The sequence below is a fragment of the Bradyrhizobium sp. INPA03-11B genome (assembly GCF_040446015.1).
Lineage (GTDB): Bacteria > Pseudomonadota > Alphaproteobacteria > Rhizobiales > Xanthobacteraceae > Bradyrhizobium > Bradyrhizobium macuxiense_A.
In genome coordinates, this window is sequence record NZ_JASGSR010000004.1 from 98978 (window position 1) to 119622 (window position 20645).

Genomic DNA, 20645 nt, shown 5'->3' on the forward strand with positions numbered 1-20645 from the left:
ATGGCCCAGGTGAAAATCCCATCGGTAAAGCGGATTCGAAATCGCTCCGGCGCCTTCATGAAGGATTGCCGGGGCGCCACCGCCGTCGAGTTCGCGCTCGTCGCAACACCGTTTCTCGCGCTCCTTGTCGCGATCCTGCAGACGTTTCTCGTGTTCTTCGCGCAGGAGCTGCTCGAAGGGGTCGTGCAGCAATCTAGCCGGCAAATCCTGACCGGACAGACGCAGTCGCAACAGGCAACACAGGCCGCCTTTCACCAGACCGTCTGCAACCAGGTCTCGGTGCTGTTCACGTGCAGCAAGATCTTCGTCGACGTGCGGGTCGCCACCAGCTGGTCGACCGCCGATACGTCTGCTCTGGTTCCGACGTATGACAGCCAGGGCAACGTCAACAACATGCAATTCAATCCTGGAAACGCGGGAGACATCGTCGTAGTCCGGGTGATGTATCTGTGGCCGGTCCTCCTGGGGCCGCTCGGATTCAATCTTTCAAATCAGCCCAACAACATGCGACTGATTCTGGCGACCGCCGCTTTCCAAAACGAGCCGTCCTCGTAGGAGATCATCCCGTGACCGACCTGTCATTTCGACTGCGGAAGTTCTGGGTCGATAGCAACGCCCTGGCAGCAATCGAGTTTGCCATGGTGTTGCCGTTCATGTTGCTGCTCTATGTCGGCGGCATCGAACTCGCCAACGGCATGGCCATCAACGTCAAGGTCACCGCGGCCGCACATTCCGTCGCCGATATGGTGTCGCAGAATACACAGGTCAGCGCGACCCAACTGCAAAACATCCTCGGCGCCTCGACAGCAATCCTCGCGCCGTATCCGACGACCAGTGGCAGCAATTCGCTTGCCACGGTGACCGTTTCCGGCATCTCCACCGACAGCAACGGCAACGCGACCGTGCAATGGAGCAAGTCCTACAATGGGTCGAGCTACGCAACGGGACGACCGGTCGGGCAAAAGATCACGCTGCCTGCTTCGCTCGCCGGGACGCAGAACTACAATGTCTCTTTTGTTCTGGGCGAGGTCTCCTACGGCTATACACCCAACCTCGGCTTCACCATCAGCGGGACCGTGACGCTCCGAGACAGCTACTACCTTTTTCCGCGTTGTTCGACAAATAGCCCCGCGAATGCAAACTTTCCGTACTTTGACGTCAAGGTGACGTCCGCGACGACATGTACCTGCATCCAGCATCTGCAACAAAAAACGTGCTAGCTGCCGCTGGCCGAAGCCGAAGAGACCGCCGATTTGCGGGCGCACACGGCAGGGGCAGCTGTGCCACCTAGTTTCGAAACACGAGGCAGCGCCCGCCGATTGCCTCGAGTCGCGCGCAAAGCTGATTGGCCCGCTCACGCGTCGTCTCGGCGACCCGGACCAGATACCAGGTGGCCGAGCCCGGCCCGGCCATATGCGATCTCAGAACAAGCGGCGCGCGATCGCCGAGTACGGATGCAAATCGCTTCTGCAATTGCAGGTAATCGGCGAGCACCCTTGATTGCGACGGGCCGCCGGCCAATTGAAGTCCCCAAGGTCCCCACGCAGCTTGCTGTGCAATTGTCGCGGATTCTTTTGGGCTCGGAGGCAACGCCCTGACGAGCATGCCGCGCACGATGTCGCCGCAGGCCATGGCGGCATCCGTGTGGACGCGATCCTCGACCGAACCCTGCGCCCATTCCTCGGCCGACTTGCCGGTGATGATCCTGACATAGGCGCGCGTTTCGCCCGGCAGGTTGCCGCGGCCCGCCAGCCAATCCTGAACACGCCGTGGGCCGCCATTGTAGGCGGCTGCCGCGAGGCCAAGATTGCCGAACTGCGCGCGCAGCTCGCGAAGCCAGCGCGCGGATTCCTGCAACGCGGGTAACGGCTCGAACGGATCAGCCAGACCGCGCCAGCGCGCGGTGCCCGGCATGAATTGGGCGATGCCCTGGGCGCCGGCCCGGCTGACTGAGCCGGGATCGAAATTGCTCTCCTGCCAGATCAGCCGGACGAAGAAGTCCGGCGGCAGGCCGTTCCTCAATGCGGTCTCCTCCAACGCCTTGCAGTATTGTTGCGGCCCATCGAGCTTCGGGTCCGGTTGCGTAGGCGGCGGAGATGGAGAGGATGCGGATTGACGCTCCGATGCCGATCGATCGGCCTCCGCATTGTTCTCTCCGATATTCGGCTTCGGATGAGGTGCTTCCGCTCGCGTCGGCTCGGCGTATTGCGCGGCCGGCGCCACCGCCGGGTTGCCGAGCGGTTCGGCGCCCGCGACGCAGACGAGCAGCAGAAGACAGGCCGAGGCGATGGCCGTTCGTGGAAATCGATGAATCCGCCGCGGCCCGAAACTCGACTGCATGAAGCGATCATCAAAACGGAGACTGCGTCAGCCCGGATCATATCATCGGCGCCGCTCGACGGGCAGAGAATTTGGATGGGATCCGCACCTCGGTCGTGCGGATGCGGCCGTCTAATCGTCGGACAGGCTGCCGACGATCGATGCGCGGCGGGACAGCTCGATCCAGTTGCCGTCGGGATCGAGGATCATGGAGATCCGCGCGACCTCGCCGAGCGTCACCGGCGCGAGGCCTTCGCGCACGCCCTTGGCACGCAGTTCGTCATGCACGGCGTCGATGTCGGCGACCTGCAACGTGATGTAGCGCCAGCCGCGCGCCTGCCGAGTTTGATCGACGCTCGCAGCGCGATCTTCCCTGAGCAGGATCAGGCTGTGGCCGAGGCGAAAGGCCGGGCCGCCCGACCATGATTGCTCGGCGAAGCCGAGGATGTCGCCGTAGAACCTGCGGTGCGCGGCGAGGTCGCGCACCGCCATCGCGACGGCGATCTGGGTGATGCCGTCATGTCCGGGTGCGACGAGACAAACGCTGTTGCCGTCGGGATCGGCCATGCGTTGCGACGCCGTAACGCCCTCTCGGGCAACGATCAGCTCGCGATAGCCGCTCGGTGCTGCATCGGGCAGCGGCTCGACATGATGGTTGAGCTTGATGACTGAGCCGTGCGCGTCGTGCCGGTACTGCTTCTGCCCGCGCCGGATCGGCAGCACATGATCGAAGCGAAGCCCGGCGTCCTGCTGCCAGAAATGCAGCATCGGCTCGAGATTGTTCGTCGAGAGGCCGATGTCGATCACATTCTTCGCGAGTTGCATTTGCCTGCCACCCTCACACATAGTCCCCACAACGGACCCGACTAGCTATGCGAGGATCACCTCATTGCGCAAGCACCAACAGTCCCCGATCCTGAAGCTGTTGCTTTTCGCGGAACGGCCAGTTGGTCGCGGCGCCCGCCTGGAGATTCTTGTATTGACGCGTTCTCTTCACGCGAACGGGTGTCCACTCCGCTCGAACGCGTTCTAAGATCACTCGATGCAGTGAGGACCGAAATGCCTGCGAGCCTCGTTCAGACTTTTCGCGCTTTTGCCTACAATAATGCCTGGGCCAATCATCGCCTGCTCGCGGCATGCGCCGGTCTCAGCCAGGCGGAGTTCGCGGCGGCGCGGACCGGATTCTTCCCGAGCCTACAGGCAACACTGAACCACATCCATGTCATTGATCTCTTCTATGTCGATGCGCTCGAGGGTGGCTGGCTCGGGCCGACAGCATGGGCCAATGAGGTGCCCTACCCGTCGGTCGCGGCGCTGCAAGCCGCGCAGGCTGCGGTCGACCGGCGCCTGATCGCGCACTGCGACGCGCTGACGGCCGCGCGGCTCGATGACATCGTCAAGGTCAATCGCGACACATCGGTACAGACCGAGCGGCGCGACCGCCTGCTCATGCATCTGTTCCAGCACCAGATCCACCATCGCGGCCAGGCTCACGCGATGCTGTCCGAAACCACGGTCAAGCCGCCGCAGCTCGACGAATTCTTCGCCGCCGGCGAGGCCCCGCTCCGGGAAGCCGAGTTCAAGGAGCTCGGCTGGAGCGAGGCCGCCGTGTGGGGCGGCTGAGGACGAGGTTCCGATCACAATAGCGCCGTGCGGAATGGTTCCCAATTCGGAACGAGGTCTTGAAACAGCCCGTCTCCACGCTCACCTGACGGTGTAACGTGGGGAACTCAGTACATGCCTTTTGCCAATCACCGGGGCCAGCGCATCCATTACACCGTGGAAGGATCCGGGCCGCTGATCGTGCTGCAGCACGGCCTGCTGCTCGACGCCGCGAGCTGGAAGCAATGCGGCGTGGTCGACGCGCTTGCCGATCGCTTCCGCGTGGTCTGTGTCGATTCGCTCGGACACGGCTTGAGCGACAAGCCCGCCGATCCCGAGTTCTACGATCAGGCGCAGCGCGCCGGCGACATCGTTGCCGTGATCGACGACCTCGGCGACGAGCGCGCCCATGTGGTCGGACATTCGATGGGCGGCTGGGTCGCGGTCGGCGTCGCCCGGTTTTTCCCGGCACGGCTGGCATCGCTTGCGATCGGCGGCTGGGACTTTCTCACCGGACTGCCGCGCGGCAATGCCGGCCCGCTGACCTATGGCGCCTTCATCACCTTTGCCCGCCGCACCGTGCCGGAGCTCGCCGAATGGGTGACGCCCGATCTCGAAGGCGGCGTGCGCGCCTGCTTCGACGCGCTCGGCCAGGTCGACGGCGCCAAGGATGCCGTGCTGTCCTCGCGCGTGCCGGTGCTGCTGTGGAACGGACAGGACGACGGACCGCATGCGCCGATGCAGCGTTTTGCCGCAGAGAACGGCCTGTACGCGATGTCGGTCCCCGGCGATCATCTCGGCGCGCTCTTGCAGCACGGCGCGGCGATCGGCCGCGGCATCGGCTCGTTCGTCGGGCGCGGCTAGACCGGCATCTCCGCGAGCAGCTTATCGAGCGTGATCGGATATTCGCGCACCCGCACGCCGGTGGCGTTATGGACCGCGTTGGCGACCGCCGCGGCGACGCCGCAGATGCCGAGCTCGGCGACGCCCTTGGCCTTCATCGGCGACGAGATCGGATCGGTCTCGTCGAGGAAGATCATGTCCTGATGCGGGATGTCGGCGTGAACCGGCACTTCATAGGCCGCGAGGTCGTGATTGACGAACAGGCCATACCGCTTGTCGACGACGAGATCCTCCATCAGCGCCGCGCCGACACCCATGGTCATCGCGCCGATCACCTGGCTGCGCGCCGCCTTCGGGTTGAGGATGCGGCCCGCCGCGCAGACCGCGAGCATCCGCCGCACGCGGATCTCCGCGGTGTCCGCATCCACGCCGACCTCGACGAAGTGAGCACCAAAGGTCGATTGCTGGTAGGTCTTGGCGAGATCGCCATACTCGATGGCGTCCTCCGCCACGAGATCGCCTCCGGCTGCCGCCTGCGCCAGTGACACGCTGCGATTGCCGGACCGAACCAGGCCGTCGGCAAATACCGCCTCCGCGGAGTTGAAGCCGAGCTTCTGCGCGATGGTCTCGCGCAGCTTGACGCAGGCCGCATAGACGCCGGCGGTGGAATTGTTGCCGCCCCATTGCCCGCCCGAGCCGCACGACACCGGAAAGTCGGAATCGCCGAGCCGAACCGAAACCTTCTCGAGCGGAACGCCCATCATCTCAGCGGCAGTCTGCGCGATGATGGTATAGGAGCCGGTGCCGATATCGGTCATGTCGGTCTCGACCGTCACTGTTCCCTTCTGGTCGAGACGCACACGCGCCGCCGATTTGGTCACGAGATTGTTGCGGAACGCGGCGGCAACGCCCATGCCGATCAGCCAGCGGCCGTCGCGGACCTGGCCCGGTTTCGGATTGCGCTTGCTCCAGCCGAACCGCGCGGCGCCCTCGTTCAGGCATTGCACGAGCTGACGCTGGGAAAAGTGCCGCTGCGGATGCTCCGGATCGACCTGGGTGTCGTTCGTGATGCGCAGCGCGACTGGATCGATGCCGAGCTTGTCGGCAAGCTCGTCGACCGCGATCTCGAGCGCCATCATGCCGGAGGCTTCGCCGGGCGCGCGCATCGCGTTGCCCTCGGGCAGATCCAGCGCCGCGAGCCGCGTCGCCGTCATCCGGTTGGCACCGGCGTAGAGCAGCCGCGTCTGGCTCACCGCCATCTCCGGCTCGCCGCCGCTGACATTGCCGGACCAGCTTTCGTGGCCGATCGCGGTGATCCTGCCGTTACGCTCGGCGCCGATGCGGATGCGCTGGATCGTAGCTGGACGATGTGTCGTGTTGTTGAACATCAACGGGCGTTGCAGCGCCACCTTGACCGGACGGCCTGCCGCGCGCGCGCCGAGCGCGGCGAGCAGCACGTCGGCGCGCAGGAACAGCTTGCCGCCAAAGCCGCCGCCGATATAGGGCGACACCAGACGGACATTCTCCCTGGGAATACCAAGCGTCTTCGCCATATCCTCCGCGCCCCAGGCGATCATCTGGTTGGAGGTCCAGACCGTGAGCTTGTCGCCATCCCAGGCCGCGATCGACGCGTGCGGCTCCATCATCGCGTGGCTCTGATCGGGCGTGGTGTAGGTGGCATCGAGTTGCACCGGCGCCGCCGCGAAGGCGGCGGCAAAATTGCCGACCGCGGTGTCCGCCGGGCCGCCGAACGAGGGATGCGGTGTGATGGCCTCGTCGCGCCCGGCGGCAAGATCGAACCGGCCGTCACCCTTCACGTAATCGATGCGGACCTGTTGCGCCGCCGCACGGGCCTGCTCGAAGGTTCCGGCGACGACGATGGCGACGGCCTGATGGTAATGCGCGATCTCGGGCCCGCCGAGCAGCGGCGCCGCGTTGCGATCGCCCTTGCCGAGCTTGCCGGCATTCTCGGCCGTGACGATGGCGAGCACGCCGGGCGCCCCCTTCGCAGCCTCAAGATCGAGCGCCACGATCCGGCCTTTGCCGATCGCCGATCCGATCACATAGCCATAGGCCTGGTTGGGCACGACGTCGTGCCGTTCATAGGCGTAAGGCGCGGTGCCGGTGGTCTTCAGCGGTCCTTCGATCCGGCTGGTCGGATGGCCGATCACCTTGAGCTGGTCGATCGGATTGAACGTAGCGGGATGTTCAAAACGCATGATCTAAGCCCTTGATCTTAGCCCCTGGCCTCACGCAGCACCGCCGCCAGCGCTCGCTCGGCGAGCGGTAGCTTGTACGCATTGTCCTTGGTCGGCCTTGCATCGGCGAGCAGCCGCGCGGTGACGGCCTTGGCGCCGCGCGGCAATTCCGCTTCCGCCGCCTCGACCCGCCACGGCTTGTGCGCGACGCCGCCGAGCGCGACGCGGCCGGTGCCGTCGGGCTGCACGATCGCGGCGACCGAGACCAGCGCGAACGCATAAGAGGCACGGTCGCGCACCTTGCGATAGGCTTGCGTGCCGCCGACGGGCTTCGGCAGCGCCACCGCAGTGATCAATTCACCGGGTTGCAGGGTGGTTTCGATCTCCGGACTGTCGCCCGGCAGGCGATGCAGCTCCGCGATCGGGATGCTGCGCGTGGCGCCATCAGGCCGCACCGTCTCGACCACGGCATCGAGCACGCGCATCGCCACGGTCATGTCGCTCGGATGGGTGGCGATGCAGGCCTCGCTGGCACCGATCACCGCATGCTGGCGGCTGAAGCCGCCGATCGCGGCGCAGCCGCTGCCAGGCTTGCGCTTGTTGCAGGGCAGATTGGTGTCGTAGAAATAGGGACAGCGCGTCCGCTGCAGCAGATTACCGGCGGTCGTCGCCTTGTTGCGCAGCTGACCCGAGGCGCCGGCGAGCAGTGCGCGCGACAGCACGCCATAATCACGCCGCACGCGCCGATCCGCGGCAAGATCGGTGTTGCGCACCAGCGCACCGACCCGCAAGCCGCCATTGGCGGTCTCCTCGATCCGGTCGAGCGCAAGGCCGTTGACGTCGATCAGATGCGCCGGCGTCTCGATCTCGAGCTTCATCAGGTCGAGCAGATTGGTGCCCCCGGCAATGAACTTGGCGTTCGCGGTGCCGGCGGCGGCAGCGGCGGCTGCGCCCGGCGAGGTGGCGCGCTCATAGCTGAACGATCTCATGCGCTCCTCCCGGCGACCTCGCTGATCGCCTCGGCGATGTTGGAATAAGCGCCGCAGCGGCAGATGTTGCCGCTCATGCGTTCGCGAAGCTCGGCATTGGTCAGTCGCACTGGCGCGTTGAGATCAGCTGTGACATGGCTGGGGATGCCGGCCTTGACTTCGGCCAGCACAGCGACCGCCGAGCAGATCTGGCCCGGCGTGCAATAGCCGCATTGATAGCCGTCGTGCTCGACGAACGCCGCCTGCAGCGGATGCAGCCCGTCCGGCGTGCCGAGACCCTCGATCGTCGTGATCTCGTCGCCCTGATGCATCACGGCGAGCGTCAGGCAGGAATTGATCCGCCGTCCATCGACGATCACCGTGCAGGCGCCGCATTGGCCGTGGTCGCAGCCCTTCTTGGTGCCAGTCAGGTGCAGGTGCTCACGCAACGCATCGAGCAGGGTGGTCCTGGTATCGAGCTCGAGCTGATGGGTTTCGCCGTTCACGTCAAAGGATACTCGCGTCATCACGGGCGCTCCGGTCGCAGCAGGTTGGGCGGCCGCAGCCGGCGGCGTGGCGACCGAAGACGCCGCAAGCGAGGCGGCTCCCACAATCAACAGATGGCGCCGGGATAGTTCCAAACGTCCGGAGATTTGCATGCCGCTCTCCTTTTACGTGTCACGCCGAGCCGCACCTCGGCGAGCGGAACCGGCGACTCCGCGCGCAACTGCCGGTCCATCGAGGGAATGCCCCGGCCTGCGGAATGTTTCTCGCGGTCGCCTGAACTCCTCGCGAGCGCTGCCGATCGTGGCGCGGGCCGGACTTGCGCGGTGCCCGGCCAGGGCATGGCAAATTGGGATGGCAAATTCCGGTTAACTGCCCTGCGCTGTTCTCATGCTTGCCCACGGGGAAAAGCGATCCAGAACGCGCCTGAACCCTTGGGGCCTGCACGGGATGATGTAGGATAGCGGTCACGACATCCACCGGCGACGATGCCGGCCGACCCTGGGACCGCTTGATGACCGCGCATGTCATAGTCACCGACGAAGCCGCCACGCGCGTGGTCCGGCTGCGCAGGCCCGAGAAGAAGAACGCGATCACCCAGGAGATGTTTCGCGCGATCAGCGACGCGATCGACAAGGCGCAGAACAATCCGAAGATCCGCTGCCTGATCATCACCGGCGGCTCCGGCGTGTTCACCGCCGGCAACGACATCGAGGATTTGCTCGCGCAGGGCACCTCGACCGGCGAGACGCCGCCCGCCTCCGACCTCGTCAAATTCCTGTATTCATTGGCCCACAATGTGAAGCCGATCATCGCCGCGGTCGACGGCGTTGCGATGGGCATCGGCACCACGATGCTGTTTCACTGCGACTATGTGCTGGCCAGCAAGACCGCGCTGTTCTCGACGCCGTTCTCCAATTTCGGCCTGGTGCCGGAAGGCGCCTCCAGCCTGTTGATGCCGCGCATGATGGGCCACCAGCGCGCCTTCGCGATGCTGGTGATGGGCCGCACCATGTCGGCCGACGACGCTCGCGTCGCCGGTTTCGTCAACACTGTTGTGGCGCCGGGACATGCCGAGGTCGAGGCGCACAAGGTGGCGCGTGAGATCTGCGCGCTGCCGGCCGAGGCGGTTGCAACCTCGCGGCGGCTGATCCGGCTGCCGCCCGAGGACGTCACCCGCCGCATCGAGCAGGAGAACCATTTGTTCAGCGAACGGATGCGCTCCAAGGAAGCGATCGCCGCCTTCAAGGCGTTCATGGCGCGCCCCAAGGATTGAACGAAGCGTCGGGATTGAAACGAAGCGTCGCAAAATTGTAGTGGCGTCGCGCCATGATCGTGTGTTCCATGATTGTGTAAGCCTTGGACAGGTCATGAGACACCCCCGCCTCACGCCCCTCGCCACGCTCTTCGCGCTTGGCCTCGCCGCAACTGGCCCTTGCCTGGCGCAGAGCGCCGCGCCGGTCGACTTGCGCATTCTCGCGATCAACGACTTCCACGGCTATCTGCGGCCGCCGCCGGGCGGCATCCGCATCACCGATCCCGCTGACGCGACCAAGAAGATCATGGTGCCCGCCGGTGGCTCGGAGCGCGTCGCCACTGTGGTCAAGCAGCTGCGCGCAGGACACAAGAACAACATCTTCGTCGCGGCCGGTGACCTGATCGGCGCGAGCCCGTTTTTGTCGGCGATGTTTCATGACGAGCCGACCATCGAGTCGCTCTCGATGATGGGGCTTGCGATCTCCTCGGTCGGCAATCACGAATTCGACGAGGGCAAGGACGAGCTGCTGCGGATGCAGAATGGCGGCTGCCACCCGGTCGACAAGTGCCAGGGGCCGCACTCGTTCACGGGCGCCAAATTCCGCTATCTGGCCGCCTCCACGATCGACAAGGCCACCGGCAAGCCGGTGTTTCCGCCCTACGAGATCAAGGAATTCGACGGCGTTCCGGTCGCCTTCATCGGCCTGACGCTGAAGAACACGCCGAACCTGGTGTCGCCGGCCGGCGTCGCCAGCCTCGAATTCCGCGACGAGGCCGACACCGTCAATGCGCTGGTTCCCGAGTTGAAGGCGAAGGGCGTCGAGGCGATCGTGGTGATGATCCACGAAGGCGGCTTTCCGACCGGCGACTATAATGAATGCCCCGGGATCTCCGGGCCGATCGTCGACATCGTCAAGAAGCTCGATCGCGCGGTCGACGTCGTGATCTCCGGCCACACCCACCAGGCCTATGTCTGCGAGATCGACGGACGGCTCGTCACGTCAGGCGACAAATACGGCACGCTGGTCACCGCGATCGATCTGCAGCTCGATCCGAAGACCCGTGACGTGATCAGTGCCAAGGCCGACAACACCATCGTGAAGATCGGCGGCACCGCCAAGGATCCCGAGCAGAGCGCGCTGCTGGAATCCTATGACCGGCTTGCCGCGCCGATCGCCAACCGCGCGGCGGGCTCGGTCACGGAGACGCTGTCGCGCGCGCCCGGCGAGACCGGCGAAAGCGTGCTCGGCGATATCGTCGCCGACGCGCAACTCGCAGCGACCGCTCCGGAGCCGAACGGCGGCGCCGTGATCGCCTTCACCAATCCGGGCGGCGTGCGCACCGACATCGTCAAGCGCGAGGACGGCGCGGTCACCTATGCCGACATCTTCGCAAGCCAGCCGTTCCGCAACCAGCTGGTGACGATGACGCTGACCGGCAAGCAGCTCAAGGACGTGCTAGAGCAGCAATGGGCTGACCCGAAGCGGCCGCGCGCCCTGCAGGTCTCGAAGGGCTTTGCCTATACGTGGGATGCGAGCAAGGGTGACGGCGCGCGCATCATCGCCGCGCGGATGTCGCTCGACGGCAAGCTGATCGACCCGGCCGCGAGCTATCGCGTCACCGTCAACAACTATCTCGCCGAAGGCGGCGACGGCTTCACGGTGTTCAAGGAAGGGACAGCGCCGCAGTTCGGCATCTACGACGTCGACGCGCTCTATGCTTATTTCAAGGCCAACAGCCCGGTCGGCCCGGCGGCCGGCAAGCGGATCGAGCGGATCAACTGAATGCGGGCTTGGAACACATATCCATCCGCGTCATTGCGAGGAGCGTCAGCGACGAAGCAATCCATACTTCCGCATGCTCGGTGACAATGGATTGCTTCGCTTCGCTCGCAATGACGTGGAGAGAACTGGGCCTTTTGCCGTCTCGCACGGCCGCTGTCCCGAAAAGGTGAGGACCGGGTCAGAGCAAGGCCTTTCCGGTAGGCCGGTAACGGCCTACATTGAAGCCTCGCACGCGCCTCCATTGCGCCGGGAATTTGCATGACACTGCTTCTGACGCACACCGCCTGCCTCGATCACCTGACCCCACCCGGACATCCCGAACGCCCCGACCGGCTGCGGGCGGTTGCCGAGGTGCTCGGCGAAGACCGCTTCAAGGCGCTGGTGCGCGACCTCGCACCGGAGGGCGACCTCGACACCGTGCTGCTCTGCCATGGCGAGCACTATGTCGGCGAGCTGCGCCACATCGCGCCGACCTCGGGCATGATCTATATCGACGGCGACACCTCGATGTCACCGGGCACCTGGGAAGCCGTGATGCGCGGCGTCGGCGGCGCGGTCGCCGCCACCGATGCTGTCATGGAGGGCAAGCACCACAACGCCTTCGTCGCGGTGCGCCCGCCCGGGCATCACGCCGAGAAATCGACGCCGATGGGCTTCTGCTTCTTCGACAATGTCGCGATCGCCGCGCGCCACGCACAACGCAAATACGGCATCAAGCGCGCCGCGATCATCGATTTCGACGTCCATCACGGCAACGGCACGCAGGACATCTTCTGGGCCGATCCGACCGTGATGTACTGCTCGACGCATCAGATGCCGCTGTTCCCCGGCACCGGGGCTGCCGGCGAACGCGGCGAACACGACACCGTCGTCAACGCGCCGCTGGCACCCGGCGACGGCGGCGCCAAATTCCGCTCCGCCTTCGAGAACCTGATCCTGCCGCAGCTCGTGAAGTTTTCTCCCGAACTCGTCGTCATCTCGGCGGGCTTCGACGCCCATCACCGCGATCCCCTGGCCTCGATCAACCTGACGGGCGAGGATTTCGGCTGGGTCACGCGCAAGCTGATGGACCTCGCCGACAAGAGCGCCGGCGGCCGCGTCGTCTCCGTGCTGGAAGGCGGCTACGACCTCGAGGGCCTGAAAGAGTCGGTGGCATCTCATGTCACCGCATTGATGGGCGCCTAAATACCCGCCACAATACGCCCGCAAAAATTCGATTGATTCTGCGCCGGGGCAAGCATGGCCTGCGACAGGTCATGTTTGGACGACAAGATCAGGTTGCGATCTGATCCACGCAATCGGGAACGCAAGAATGGCCGAAAACACTCAAGCCGACGTCAAGAAGCTCTCCTTTGAACGCGCGATCGAGGAACTCGAATCGATCGTCAAGCGGCTCGAGGACGGCAAGGTCCCGCTTGAGGAATCGGTCGCGATCTACGAGCGCGGCGAGGCATTGAAGCGGCGCTGTGAGGAATTGCTGCGCCAGGCCGAAGCCCGCGTCGACAAGATCACCACCGACGCCTCGGGCCAGCCGAACGGTACCGAACCGCTCGACGTGCAGTAGCGCCGCCGACCGCCGCGACCCTGCGACAGGATGCCCGCCACCGCGGGCAATTGTTGCTGCGTATTTCCATGGATCGATCACGCCGCGGGGTCGCCGCGGCGACCCGGTGCGGCCGCGAATCGGGCCGTTCCGGACCGGCCGGTTGCCGCTAAAATGGCAAAATTGGAACCCGCTCCGGGCCCCAACCGTTGAAAAGTCTAGGTTTTTCAAGACGACGCATAGGAACCCTGCGCCGCCTATCGGGTTGGCTTTGGTTACGGCTTTGGTGTAATGCTTCCAGTTCTATGGGCATTTGAGGGTGGCCGGCGGCCCGATTTTTCGGGCGGCATGCATCTCAAATGGTTCGACAAAACTGAACCGGGACGGGTGAAGAGCGACCAAGGTGATGCGTATCACGTGGTCCAATCCGGAGTGAATCTAGGCTTACAACCAGGCACGGTCTGCCGGGGCGGCACCCAGTGTCTGGCTTTCGCTGCGCGATGTGCGCGCCAACCCATCTCGCGTCGGGCGGTTCGTTCCGACAGGCAAAAATTGGAAATTCGCTGTGACCACATTTAGTAAAACGCCGCTTCTTGACACTATTCACACGCCCGATGACCTGCGCAAGCTGAAGGTCGAGCAGGTCCGGCAAGTTGCCGACGAGCTCCGCCAGGAAACCATCGACGCCGTGTCGGTGACCGGCGGCCATTTCGGCGCCGGCCTCGGCGTGGTCGAACTGACCACTGCCATCCACTACATCTTCGACACCCCGCGCGACCGCCTGATCTGGGACGTCGGCCACCAGGCCTATCCGCACAAGATCCTGACCGGTCGCCGCGATCGTATCCGCACCCTGCGCACCGGCGGCGGCCTCTCCGGCTTCACCAAGCGCACCGAGAGCGACTACGATCCGTTCGGCGCCGCGCACTCCTCGACCTCGATTTCGGCCGGCCTCGGCATGGCCGTGGCGCGCGACCTCTCCGGCGGCAAGAACAACGTTATCGCCGTGATCGGTGACGGCGCGATGTCGGCGGGCATGGCCTATGAGGCGATGAACAACGCCGGCGCGATGAATTCGCGCCTGATCGTGATCCTCAACGACAATGACATGTCGATCGCGCCGCCGGTCGGCGCGATGAGCGCCTATCTGTCGCGGCTCTACTCCGGCAAGACCTACCGCTCGCTGCGCGAGGCCGCCAAGCAGATCAACAAGCGCCTGCCGAAGATCCTCGCCAACCGCGCCAACCGCGTCGAGGAATATTCCCGCGGCTTCATGATGGACGGCGGCACGCTGTTCGAGGAACTCGGCTTCTACTATGTCGGCCCGATCGACGGTCACAATCTCGACCATCTGCTGCCGGTGCTGAAGAACGTCCGCGACATGGAGACCGGCCCGATCCTGGTCCACGTCGTGACCCAGAAGGGCAAGGGCTACGGTCCGGCCGAGGCTTCCGCCGACAAGTACCACGCCGTCGTCAAGTTCGACGTCGCGACCGGCACCCAGGCCAAGGCCAAGCCGAATGCGCCGGCCTACCAGAACGTGTTCGGCCAGAGCCTCGTCAAGGAAGCGCAGAAGGACGACAAGATCGTCGCCATCACTGCGGCGATGCCGTCGGGCACCGGCGTCGACATCTTCAACAAGGCGTTCCCGGACCGCACCTTCGACGTCGGCATCGCCGAGCAGCACGCGGTGACCTTCGCCGCGGGCCTTGCCACCGAAGGCTACAAGCCGTTCTGCGCGATCTACTCGACCTTCCTGCAGCGCGGCTACGACCAGGTGGTCCATGACGTCGCGATCCAGAGCCTCCCGGTCCGCTTCGCGATCGACCGCGCCGGCCTGGTCGGCGCCGACGGCGCGACCCATGCCGGTTCGTTCGACAATGCCTATCTCGGCTGCCTGCCGAACTTCGTGATCATGGCGGCCTCCGATGAGGCCGAGATGGTGCACATGGTGGCGACCCAGGTCGCGATCAACGATCGCCCGAGCGCGCTGCGCTATCCGCGCGGCGAGGGCCGCGGCGTCGAGATGCCGGAAGTCGGCGTTCCCCTGCCGATCGGCAAGGGCCGCATCATCCGCGAAGGCAAGAAGGTTGCGCTGCTCTCCTTCGGCACCCGCCTCGCCGAGTGCGAGAAGGCGGCCGACGAGCTCGCCGCCCACGGCCTCTCCGCCACCATCGCCGACGCGCGCTTCATGAAGCCGCTCGACGAAGAGATGATCATGAAGCTCGCCCGCGACCACGAGATCCTGATCACGATCGAGGAAGGCTCGATCGGTGGCTTCGGCTCGCATGTCATGCAGTTCCTGTCCGACAACGCGATGCTGGACAGCGGCATGCTCAAGTTCCGCTCGATGATCCTGCCCGACGTGTTCCTCGATCACGACACGCCGGCGGCGATGTATGGCCGCGCCGGTCTCGACGCCAAGAGCATCGTTGCCAAGGTGTTCGAAACCCTCGGCAAGGACTACAAGACCGAGACCGTCAAGCTCGCGTAATCGCCTTCCACCTCTCCCCACCGGGGAGAGGTCGGATCGCGCGAGCGATCCAGGTGAGGGGGTGAGGTCCCATGAAAGTGCATTACCCCTCACCCGCGCCTCCGGCGCGACCTCTCCCGATGGGAGAGGTTTCAAGTCGATCTTGTCCTGGGCAAGTCCATGAGAATCTATCTGGCAGGTCCTGACGTGTTCCTGCCGGATGCCGTGGAGATCGGCCGCCGCAAGGCGGAGGTTTGCGCCTATCACGGGCTGACCGGGCTGTATCCGCTCGACAACAGCATCAATCCCACCGTCGCCGGCGCTTCGCTCACCATCTTCAAGAGCAACGAGGCGATGATGGAGTCGGCCGACGCCATCGTCGCCAATTTGACGCCGTTTCGCGGCCCCAGTGCCGACGCAGGCACGGTCTACGAACTCGGCTACATGGCGGGACGCGGCAAACTGTGCCTCGCCTATTCGAACGATCCCACGTCCTACGCCAATCGCGTGGCGCGGCTGAGCCAGGTCGTGCCGGCATCCGACGGACGCCTGATCGACGCGGAGGGGCTGACGGTGGAAGAGTTTGGATTGCCGGACAATCTGATGATGATGCACGCGCTCGATCTGCACGGCAGCCCGCTGGTGACGCCGCGGGAGCCGGCGGCCGACCTCTGGCACGACCTCACCTCCTTCGAGGCCTGCGTGCGGCTCGCCGCCGCGCAGCGCCGGCAGAGCGCCAAGTGAGCAAGTGAGTGAGCAAGTAAGTGAGCAAGCAAGTGAGCAAGGCGGGCGACAACGACAATAGCGCATCCGCCGGCAAGCGCATCGACGTGCTGCTGGTCGAACGCGGCCTGTTCGAGAGCCGCGCGCGGGCGCGCGCCGCGATCGACGCCGGCCTCGTGACCGCCGACGGCAAGCCGATCGCGAAGGCGTCCGAGATCGTCGCCCCCGGCGCCACACTCACGGCCGAGCCGGCGCATCCCTATGTCTCGCGCGGCGGCGTCAAGCTCGCCGGCGCGCTCGAGCATTATCCGATCGACGTTGAGGGCCATGTCTGCCTCGATGTCGGCGCCTCGACCGGTGGCTTCACCGAGGTGCTGCTCGCCAATGGCGCGAGCCTGGTGTTCGCCATCGATGTCGGCCACGGCCAGCTGCATCCCTCGCTGCAAGGCCATCCGAAGATCGTCTCCATGGAGGAGACCGACATCAGGAACTACGAGGGCAAGCGGCTGCCGGCGCGGCCCGATATCGTCGTGATCGATGTCAGCTTCATCTCGCTGAAGCTGGTGCTGCCGGTGGCGCTGTCGTTGGCGGCGGCACCGATGCATCTGCTGGCGCTGATCAAGCCGCAGTTCGAGGCGCCCCGCAAGCACTCCAAGCGCGGCGTCATCCGCAATGCGATGGTGCACCAGGAGATCTGCGACGATATCGCAGCCTTTGCCGCCTCGCTCGGCTGCACCGACATCGAGGTGTTTCCGTCATCGATATCGGGCGGCGACGGCAATATCGAATTCTTCCTCGGCGCGCGCCGTGGCTGAAGTCCTCACCATCGACCATGTAGGCCACCGCGGCGACGGCGTCGCGATCGACGGATCGCAGTCGATCTTCGTGCCCTACACCCTCGCGGGGGAAACGGTCGAGGTCGAGGACGTCCCCGGCAATCATCCCGACCGGCGGCGGCTGGTGCGGGTGACGCGGCAAAGCCCCGAGCGCATTGCGCCGTTTTGTCCGCATTTCGGCGTCTGCGGCGGCTGCGCGATCCAGCACTGGAACGAGGCGCCCTACGACGCCTGGAAGCGCAACATCGTGGTGGAGACGCTGGCGCAGGCGAAGATCGCGACTGAGGTCGCACCGCTGCGCGACGCCCATGGCGCCGGCCGCCGCCGCATCACGCTGCACGGACGCATGGGCACCCACGAAGTCCTCAAGGTCGGCTTCGCCGCCGCCGGTTCGCACGACATCGTCCCGGTCGACCGCTGTCCGATCCTCGACCCCGTGCTCGGCGGCGCGCTCGAGGCGGCCTGGGCCGTGGCCGAGCCGCTGATCTCGATCGGCAAGCCGCTCGACATCCAGGTGACGGCGACCGCGAACGGCCTCGACATCGACGTGCGCGGCTCCGGCGCGCTGCCGACCAGCCTGATCACCACCTTGTCGCGGGTTGCGGAGAAACACCGCCTGGCGCGGCTGACACGGCACGGCGAGCTGGTGTTGCAGCGCGGCTCGCCCGAGATAGCGATCGGCAAGGCGAAGGTCGTGCTGCCGCCGGGCTCGTTCCTGCAGGCGACCGTCAAGGGCGAGGAGACGCTGGCGGCGCTGGTTCGCGAGCATTGCGGCCGCGCCAAGAACATCGCCGATCTGTTCTGCGGCGTTGGCCCGTTCGCGCTGCGCCTCGCGGAGAAGGCGCGGGTCGCGGCCTTCGACAGCGACGCCGGTGCGATCACGGCGCTGCAGAAGGCCGCGCAGACGACGCCCGGATTGAAGCCGCTCAAGGCCGAGGCGCGCGACCTGTTCCGCCGCCCGCTGATGCCGCAGGAGCTGCGCGACTATGACGCCGTCGTGTTCGATCCGCCACGGCAGGGCGCGCAGGCGCAGGTCACGCAGCTTGCGGCGAGCAAGGTGCCGGTGGTCGTCGCGGTGTCCTGCAACGCCGCGACCTTTGCGCGCGACGCGAAAATCTTGATCGATGGCGGCTACAAGATCGCCGGCGTCACGCCAGTCGATCAGTTCCGCCACACGCCGCATGTCGAGCTGGTGGCGCGCTTCACGCGCTGAGGCATCGTTGCGCCTATCGCAGCGAGCGGTGGTCTCGCTATAATCCGCCTCGCATGTCCCAAGATCCGCTGCTCGCGCGCATCATCCCTGTCCTAGCTGCCGTTCCCGGCATTGCCGGCATCGTGCTCGGCGGCTCGCGGGCACGCGGCACGGCACATGAAACTTCGGACTACGACCTTGGCCTCTACTACCGGGATAGCGCGGCTCTCGAAATCGATCGGTTGCGCACGGCAGTCACGGGCCTGGTCGACGATCCCGCTGCTGCGCATGTAACGCCGGTCGGCGAATGGGGACCGTGGATCGTCGGCGGCGCCTGGCTTGTGATCGACGGCCGCAAGATCGACCTGCTCTACCGCAGCGTCGAACAGGTCACGGCCGTGATCGACGCCTGCCGCAGCGGCGAGATCAGCATGCACTACCAGCCGGGCCATCCGCACGGCTTCTGCTCGGCGATCTGGATGGGTGAGATCGCGCTGTGCCGTGTGCTGCATGATCCGGAGGGCCTCGTCGCGGCGATAAAGGAAAAGACTACGCCTTACCCGCCGGCCCTGCGCGACGCGCTGGTCCGGCGCTTTCAATGGGAAATCCTGTTCGCGATCGAGAATGCCGAGCTTGCCATGCCGCGGGACGACGGCACGCAGATCGCCGGCTGCGCCTATCGCGCGCTGGCCTGCACCGCGCAGGTGCTGTTTGCGCTGAACGGACAGTATCTGATCAACGAGAAGGGCGCGCTGGCGCAGGCTGCGAATTTTCCCGTGACGGTCCGTGACCTCGCCGCGCGCGTCGCCGAAGTCTGGCGGCGGATCGGAGCGGCTGAATACGCGGATGCGTTGCGGACGCTGCGCGTGCTGGAGAGCGAGCTGCGGGAGATATCGTAGACGCGTAGGATGGGTAGAGCGCAGCGAAACCCATCACTTCGAACCCGCGGCACGATGATGGGTTTCGCTTCGCTCTACCCATCCTACGCAACGCTACTACAAGATCACCGTCCCCAGCGGTCCTGCCAGATCTTCTCGCCGATCGTGCAGCTGACCCGCGGCTCCTTCTCGGCGGTCCGCACGATCGGGCGCTCGGGGGTGCGGCCGGCGACCTCGAGCAGCAGCTTGGTGCGAATCGCCTCCTTGAACTTCTCGCGGTCCTTGATCGACACCACGAAGGAGCCCGGACCACCGATCACGCAGTCCTCGTAGTACCAATCGAGATTCTCGATATCCATCGTGGAGTAGGACGGCTCCTTCACCATGATCGGCAGGCCGTTGATGACGATGCCCTTCTCCAGCGCCGCCTCACGCGCGGGCGTGATCGGCGCGCCGTTGTTGTTGGGGCCGTCGCCGGAAATATCGATCACGCGGCGCAGGCCGCGATGCGGATTCTCGTCGAACATCGGGATCGCAAAATAGATCGCACCCGAGATCGAGGTGCGCGAGGCGCGGCGCACCGGCGTCTTCATGATCTCGGCGGAGACGGCGTCGGCGGATTCCGGGCCGTCGATCACCCGCCAGGGAATGATCACCTTCTGGTCGTTGGAAGCGGCCCATTCGAAATAGGTGATCGAGATCTTGCCGTTCGGGCCGGCCTTCAGCGCTTGCAGGAATTCCTTGGAAACGATCGCCTGGGCGTAGCCCTCGCGCTGGATCGCGAGTTCGTCCATGTCCATCGAATACGAGACGTCCGTTGCGAGGATCAGCTCGACATCCACGCTCGGCGAAGACTCCTTCTCGACCCGTCGGTCGGGCTCTGTACCCGCGCCGGGCGCGGCAACAGCGGCCACATCGCCGCCAGCGAGCATGCCGGCGACAAGCACCGCTCCGATCGAGACATACCAGCGCATGGCGGACCTCCCGTCGTGTACCTGTCATCGTGACACGCAAATCCGGCGACGCAAAGCGCGAACAGCATCTGTCCTTCACATTCAGGTTAGAGGTCCGCAGTTCAGTCGCTTTTGCAAGTTGGACGTTGTTGCCGCGAATGCGGCAACATGCGCCGTGCCGTTGCCGCAATGACGCCGTGCAAATCGAACGGTTCCAAGATGTGCCGGAAGACGGTATTCTTACGGAGCAATCGCGAGGGAGTGCGATGCCCGATACTGTCGTCAAGCCGAAAACCAGGACAAAGACCAAGGTCGAGCGGCCGCGCCTGCACAAGGTGATCCTGGTCAACGACGACTACACGCCGCGCGAATTCGTCGTCACCGTGCTGAAGGGCGAATTCCGCATGACCGACGACCAAGCCTACAAGGTGATGCTGACCGCGCATCAGCGCGGCGTCTGCGTGGTCGCGGTCTTCACCCGGGACGTCGCCGAGACCAAGGCGACGCGCGCCACCGATGCCGGCCGCGCCAAGGGCTATCCGCTGCTGTTCACGACAGAGCCGGAAGAGTAG

The 20645-nt window shown here is 65.3% G+C and carries 20 protein-coding genes; 14 read left to right on the forward strand and 6 right to left on the reverse strand.

The window, feature by feature from the left end:
* Both QMZ05_RS02820 and QMZ05_RS02825 read left to right on the forward strand, forming a co-directional pair.
* Window positions 1-555, forward strand: a complete 555-nt coding sequence (locus QMZ05_RS02820; protein WP_353699387.1) for a TadE/TadG family type IV pilus assembly protein — start codon at window positions 1-3, stop codon at window positions 553-555.
* Window positions 556-566: 11 nt separating this feature from the next.
* Window positions 567-1220 (forward strand): TadE/TadG family type IV pilus assembly protein, encoded by a 654-nt coding sequence (locus tag QMZ05_RS02825; RefSeq protein ID WP_353699388.1) that lies wholly within the window; start codon window positions 567-569, stop codon window positions 1218-1220.
* A gap of 67 nt (window positions 1221-1287) precedes the next feature.
* Here the strand turns inward: QMZ05_RS02825 and QMZ05_RS02830 are convergent, their stop codons facing one another.
* Both QMZ05_RS02830 and QMZ05_RS02835 read right to left on the reverse strand, forming a co-directional pair.
* The gene (locus QMZ05_RS02830) at window positions 1288-2340 is read right to left on the reverse strand and encodes a lytic transglycosylase domain-containing protein (protein ID WP_353699389.1); all 1053 of its coding nucleotides are present in this window, start codon (window positions 2338-2340) and stop codon (window positions 1288-1290) included.
* Between the two features lie 111 nt (window positions 2341-2451).
* Window positions 2452-3144 (reverse strand): VOC family protein, encoded by a 693-nt coding sequence (locus tag QMZ05_RS02835; RefSeq protein WP_353699390.1) that lies wholly within the window; start codon window positions 3142-3144, stop codon window positions 2452-2454.
* Between the two features lie 234 nt (window positions 3145-3378).
* Here QMZ05_RS02835 and QMZ05_RS02840 point away from each other — a divergent pair, with 234 nt between their 5' ends.
* Together QMZ05_RS02840 and QMZ05_RS02845 are read left to right on the forward strand one after the other, a co-directional pair.
* The gene (locus QMZ05_RS02840; RefSeq protein ID WP_353699391.1) at window positions 3379-3942 is read left to right on the forward strand and encodes a DinB family protein; all 564 of its coding nucleotides are present in this window, start codon (window positions 3379-3381) and stop codon (window positions 3940-3942) included.
* A gap of 114 nt (window positions 3943-4056) precedes the next feature.
* A complete protein-coding gene (locus QMZ05_RS02845) occupies window positions 4057-4785 on the forward strand; it encodes an alpha/beta hydrolase (protein WP_095733332.1) in 729 nt (242 codons plus the stop codon).
* Here QMZ05_RS02845 and paoC read toward each other — a convergent pair.
* Genes paoC through paoA form a run of 3 tightly spaced genes read right to left on the reverse strand, consistent with a single transcriptional unit; the run spans window position 4782 to window position 8589 of the window.
* Window positions 4782-6983 carry an aldehyde oxidoreductase molybdenum-binding subunit PaoC gene (paoC, locus tag QMZ05_RS02850; RefSeq protein WP_353699392.1) on the reverse strand — a complete coding sequence of 734 codons (2202 nt, stop codon included), beginning with the start codon at window positions 6981-6983 and terminating at the stop codon, window positions 4782-4784. The two genes, QMZ05_RS02845 and paoC, sit on opposite strands and share 4 nt — an antisense overlap.
* 17 nt (window positions 6984-7000) lie before the next feature.
* Entirely contained in the window at window positions 7001-7951 is a 951-nt protein-coding gene (locus QMZ05_RS02855; RefSeq protein ID WP_353699393.1) for a xanthine dehydrogenase family protein subunit M, read from the reverse strand.
* Window positions 7948-8589, reverse strand: a complete 642-nt coding sequence (gene paoA / locus QMZ05_RS02860) for an aldehyde dehydrogenase iron-sulfur subunit PaoA (protein ID WP_353699394.1) — start codon at window positions 8587-8589, stop codon at window positions 7948-7950. Before paoA ends, QMZ05_RS02855 begins: the two co-directional genes overlap by 4 nt.
* A gap of 359 nt (window positions 8590-8948) precedes the next feature.
* On the opposite strand from paoA, the gene QMZ05_RS02865 reads away from it, so the two are divergent.
* The 9 genes from QMZ05_RS02865 (at window position 8949) to QMZ05_RS02905 (ending at window position 19141) form a co-directional block, all read left to right on the forward strand.
* The gene (locus QMZ05_RS02865) at window positions 8949-9710 is read left to right on the forward strand and encodes a crotonase/enoyl-CoA hydratase family protein (protein WP_353699395.1); all 762 of its coding nucleotides are present in this window, start codon (window positions 8949-8951) and stop codon (window positions 9708-9710) included.
* 94 nt (window positions 9711-9804) lie between these two features.
* Window positions 9805-11475 (forward strand): 5'-nucleotidase C-terminal domain-containing protein, encoded by a 1671-nt coding sequence (locus QMZ05_RS02870; RefSeq protein ID WP_353699396.1) that lies wholly within the window; start codon window positions 9805-9807, stop codon window positions 11473-11475.
* Window positions 11476-11733: 258 nt separating this feature from the next.
* Window positions 11734-12660, forward strand: coding sequence for a histone deacetylase family protein (locus QMZ05_RS02875; RefSeq protein ID WP_353699397.1), 927 nt, complete (start codon window positions 11734-11736; stop codon window positions 12658-12660).
* Window positions 12661-12787: 127 nt separating this feature from the next.
* Entirely contained in the window at window positions 12788-13039 is a 252-nt protein-coding gene (locus tag QMZ05_RS02880) for an exodeoxyribonuclease VII small subunit (RefSeq protein ID WP_050402357.1), read from the forward strand.
* Window positions 13040-13583: 544 nt separating this feature from the next.
* Window positions 13584-15512, forward strand: coding sequence for a 1-deoxy-D-xylulose-5-phosphate synthase (gene dxs / locus QMZ05_RS02885; protein WP_353699398.1), 1929 nt, complete (start codon window positions 13584-13586; stop codon window positions 15510-15512).
* Window positions 15513-15671: 159 nt separating this feature from the next.
* Entirely contained in the window at window positions 15672-16235 is a 564-nt protein-coding gene (locus tag QMZ05_RS02890; RefSeq protein ID WP_353699399.1) for a nucleoside 2-deoxyribosyltransferase, read from the forward strand.
* A 20-nt stretch (window positions 16236-16255) separates the two neighbouring features.
* Window positions 16256-17029, forward strand: a complete 774-nt coding sequence (locus tag QMZ05_RS02895) for a TlyA family RNA methyltransferase (protein WP_353699400.1) — start codon at window positions 16256-16258, stop codon at window positions 17027-17029.
* Window positions 17022-18263 carry a methyltransferase gene (locus QMZ05_RS02900; RefSeq protein WP_353699401.1) on the forward strand — a complete coding sequence of 414 codons (1242 nt, stop codon included), beginning with the start codon at window positions 17022-17024 and terminating at the stop codon, window positions 18261-18263. The genes QMZ05_RS02895 and QMZ05_RS02900 overlap by 8 nt, the downstream gene beginning before the upstream one ends.
* 53 nt (window positions 18264-18316) lie before the next feature.
* Window positions 18317-19141 (forward strand): nucleotidyltransferase domain-containing protein, encoded by an 825-nt coding sequence (locus QMZ05_RS02905; protein ID WP_353699402.1) that lies wholly within the window; start codon window positions 18317-18319, stop codon window positions 19139-19141.
* A gap of 104 nt (window positions 19142-19245) precedes the next feature.
* Here the strand turns inward: QMZ05_RS02905 and QMZ05_RS02910 are convergent, their stop codons facing one another.
* The gene (locus QMZ05_RS02910; RefSeq protein WP_353699403.1) at window positions 19246-20094 is read right to left on the reverse strand and encodes a DUF1194 domain-containing protein; all 849 of its coding nucleotides are present in this window, start codon (window positions 20092-20094) and stop codon (window positions 19246-19248) included.
* Between the two features lie 245 nt (window positions 20095-20339).
* Here QMZ05_RS02910 and clpS point away from each other — a divergent pair, with 245 nt between their 5' ends.
* Window positions 20340-20645, forward strand: a complete 306-nt coding sequence (clpS, locus tag QMZ05_RS02915; RefSeq protein WP_021076758.1) for an ATP-dependent Clp protease adapter ClpS — start codon at window positions 20340-20342, stop codon at window positions 20643-20645.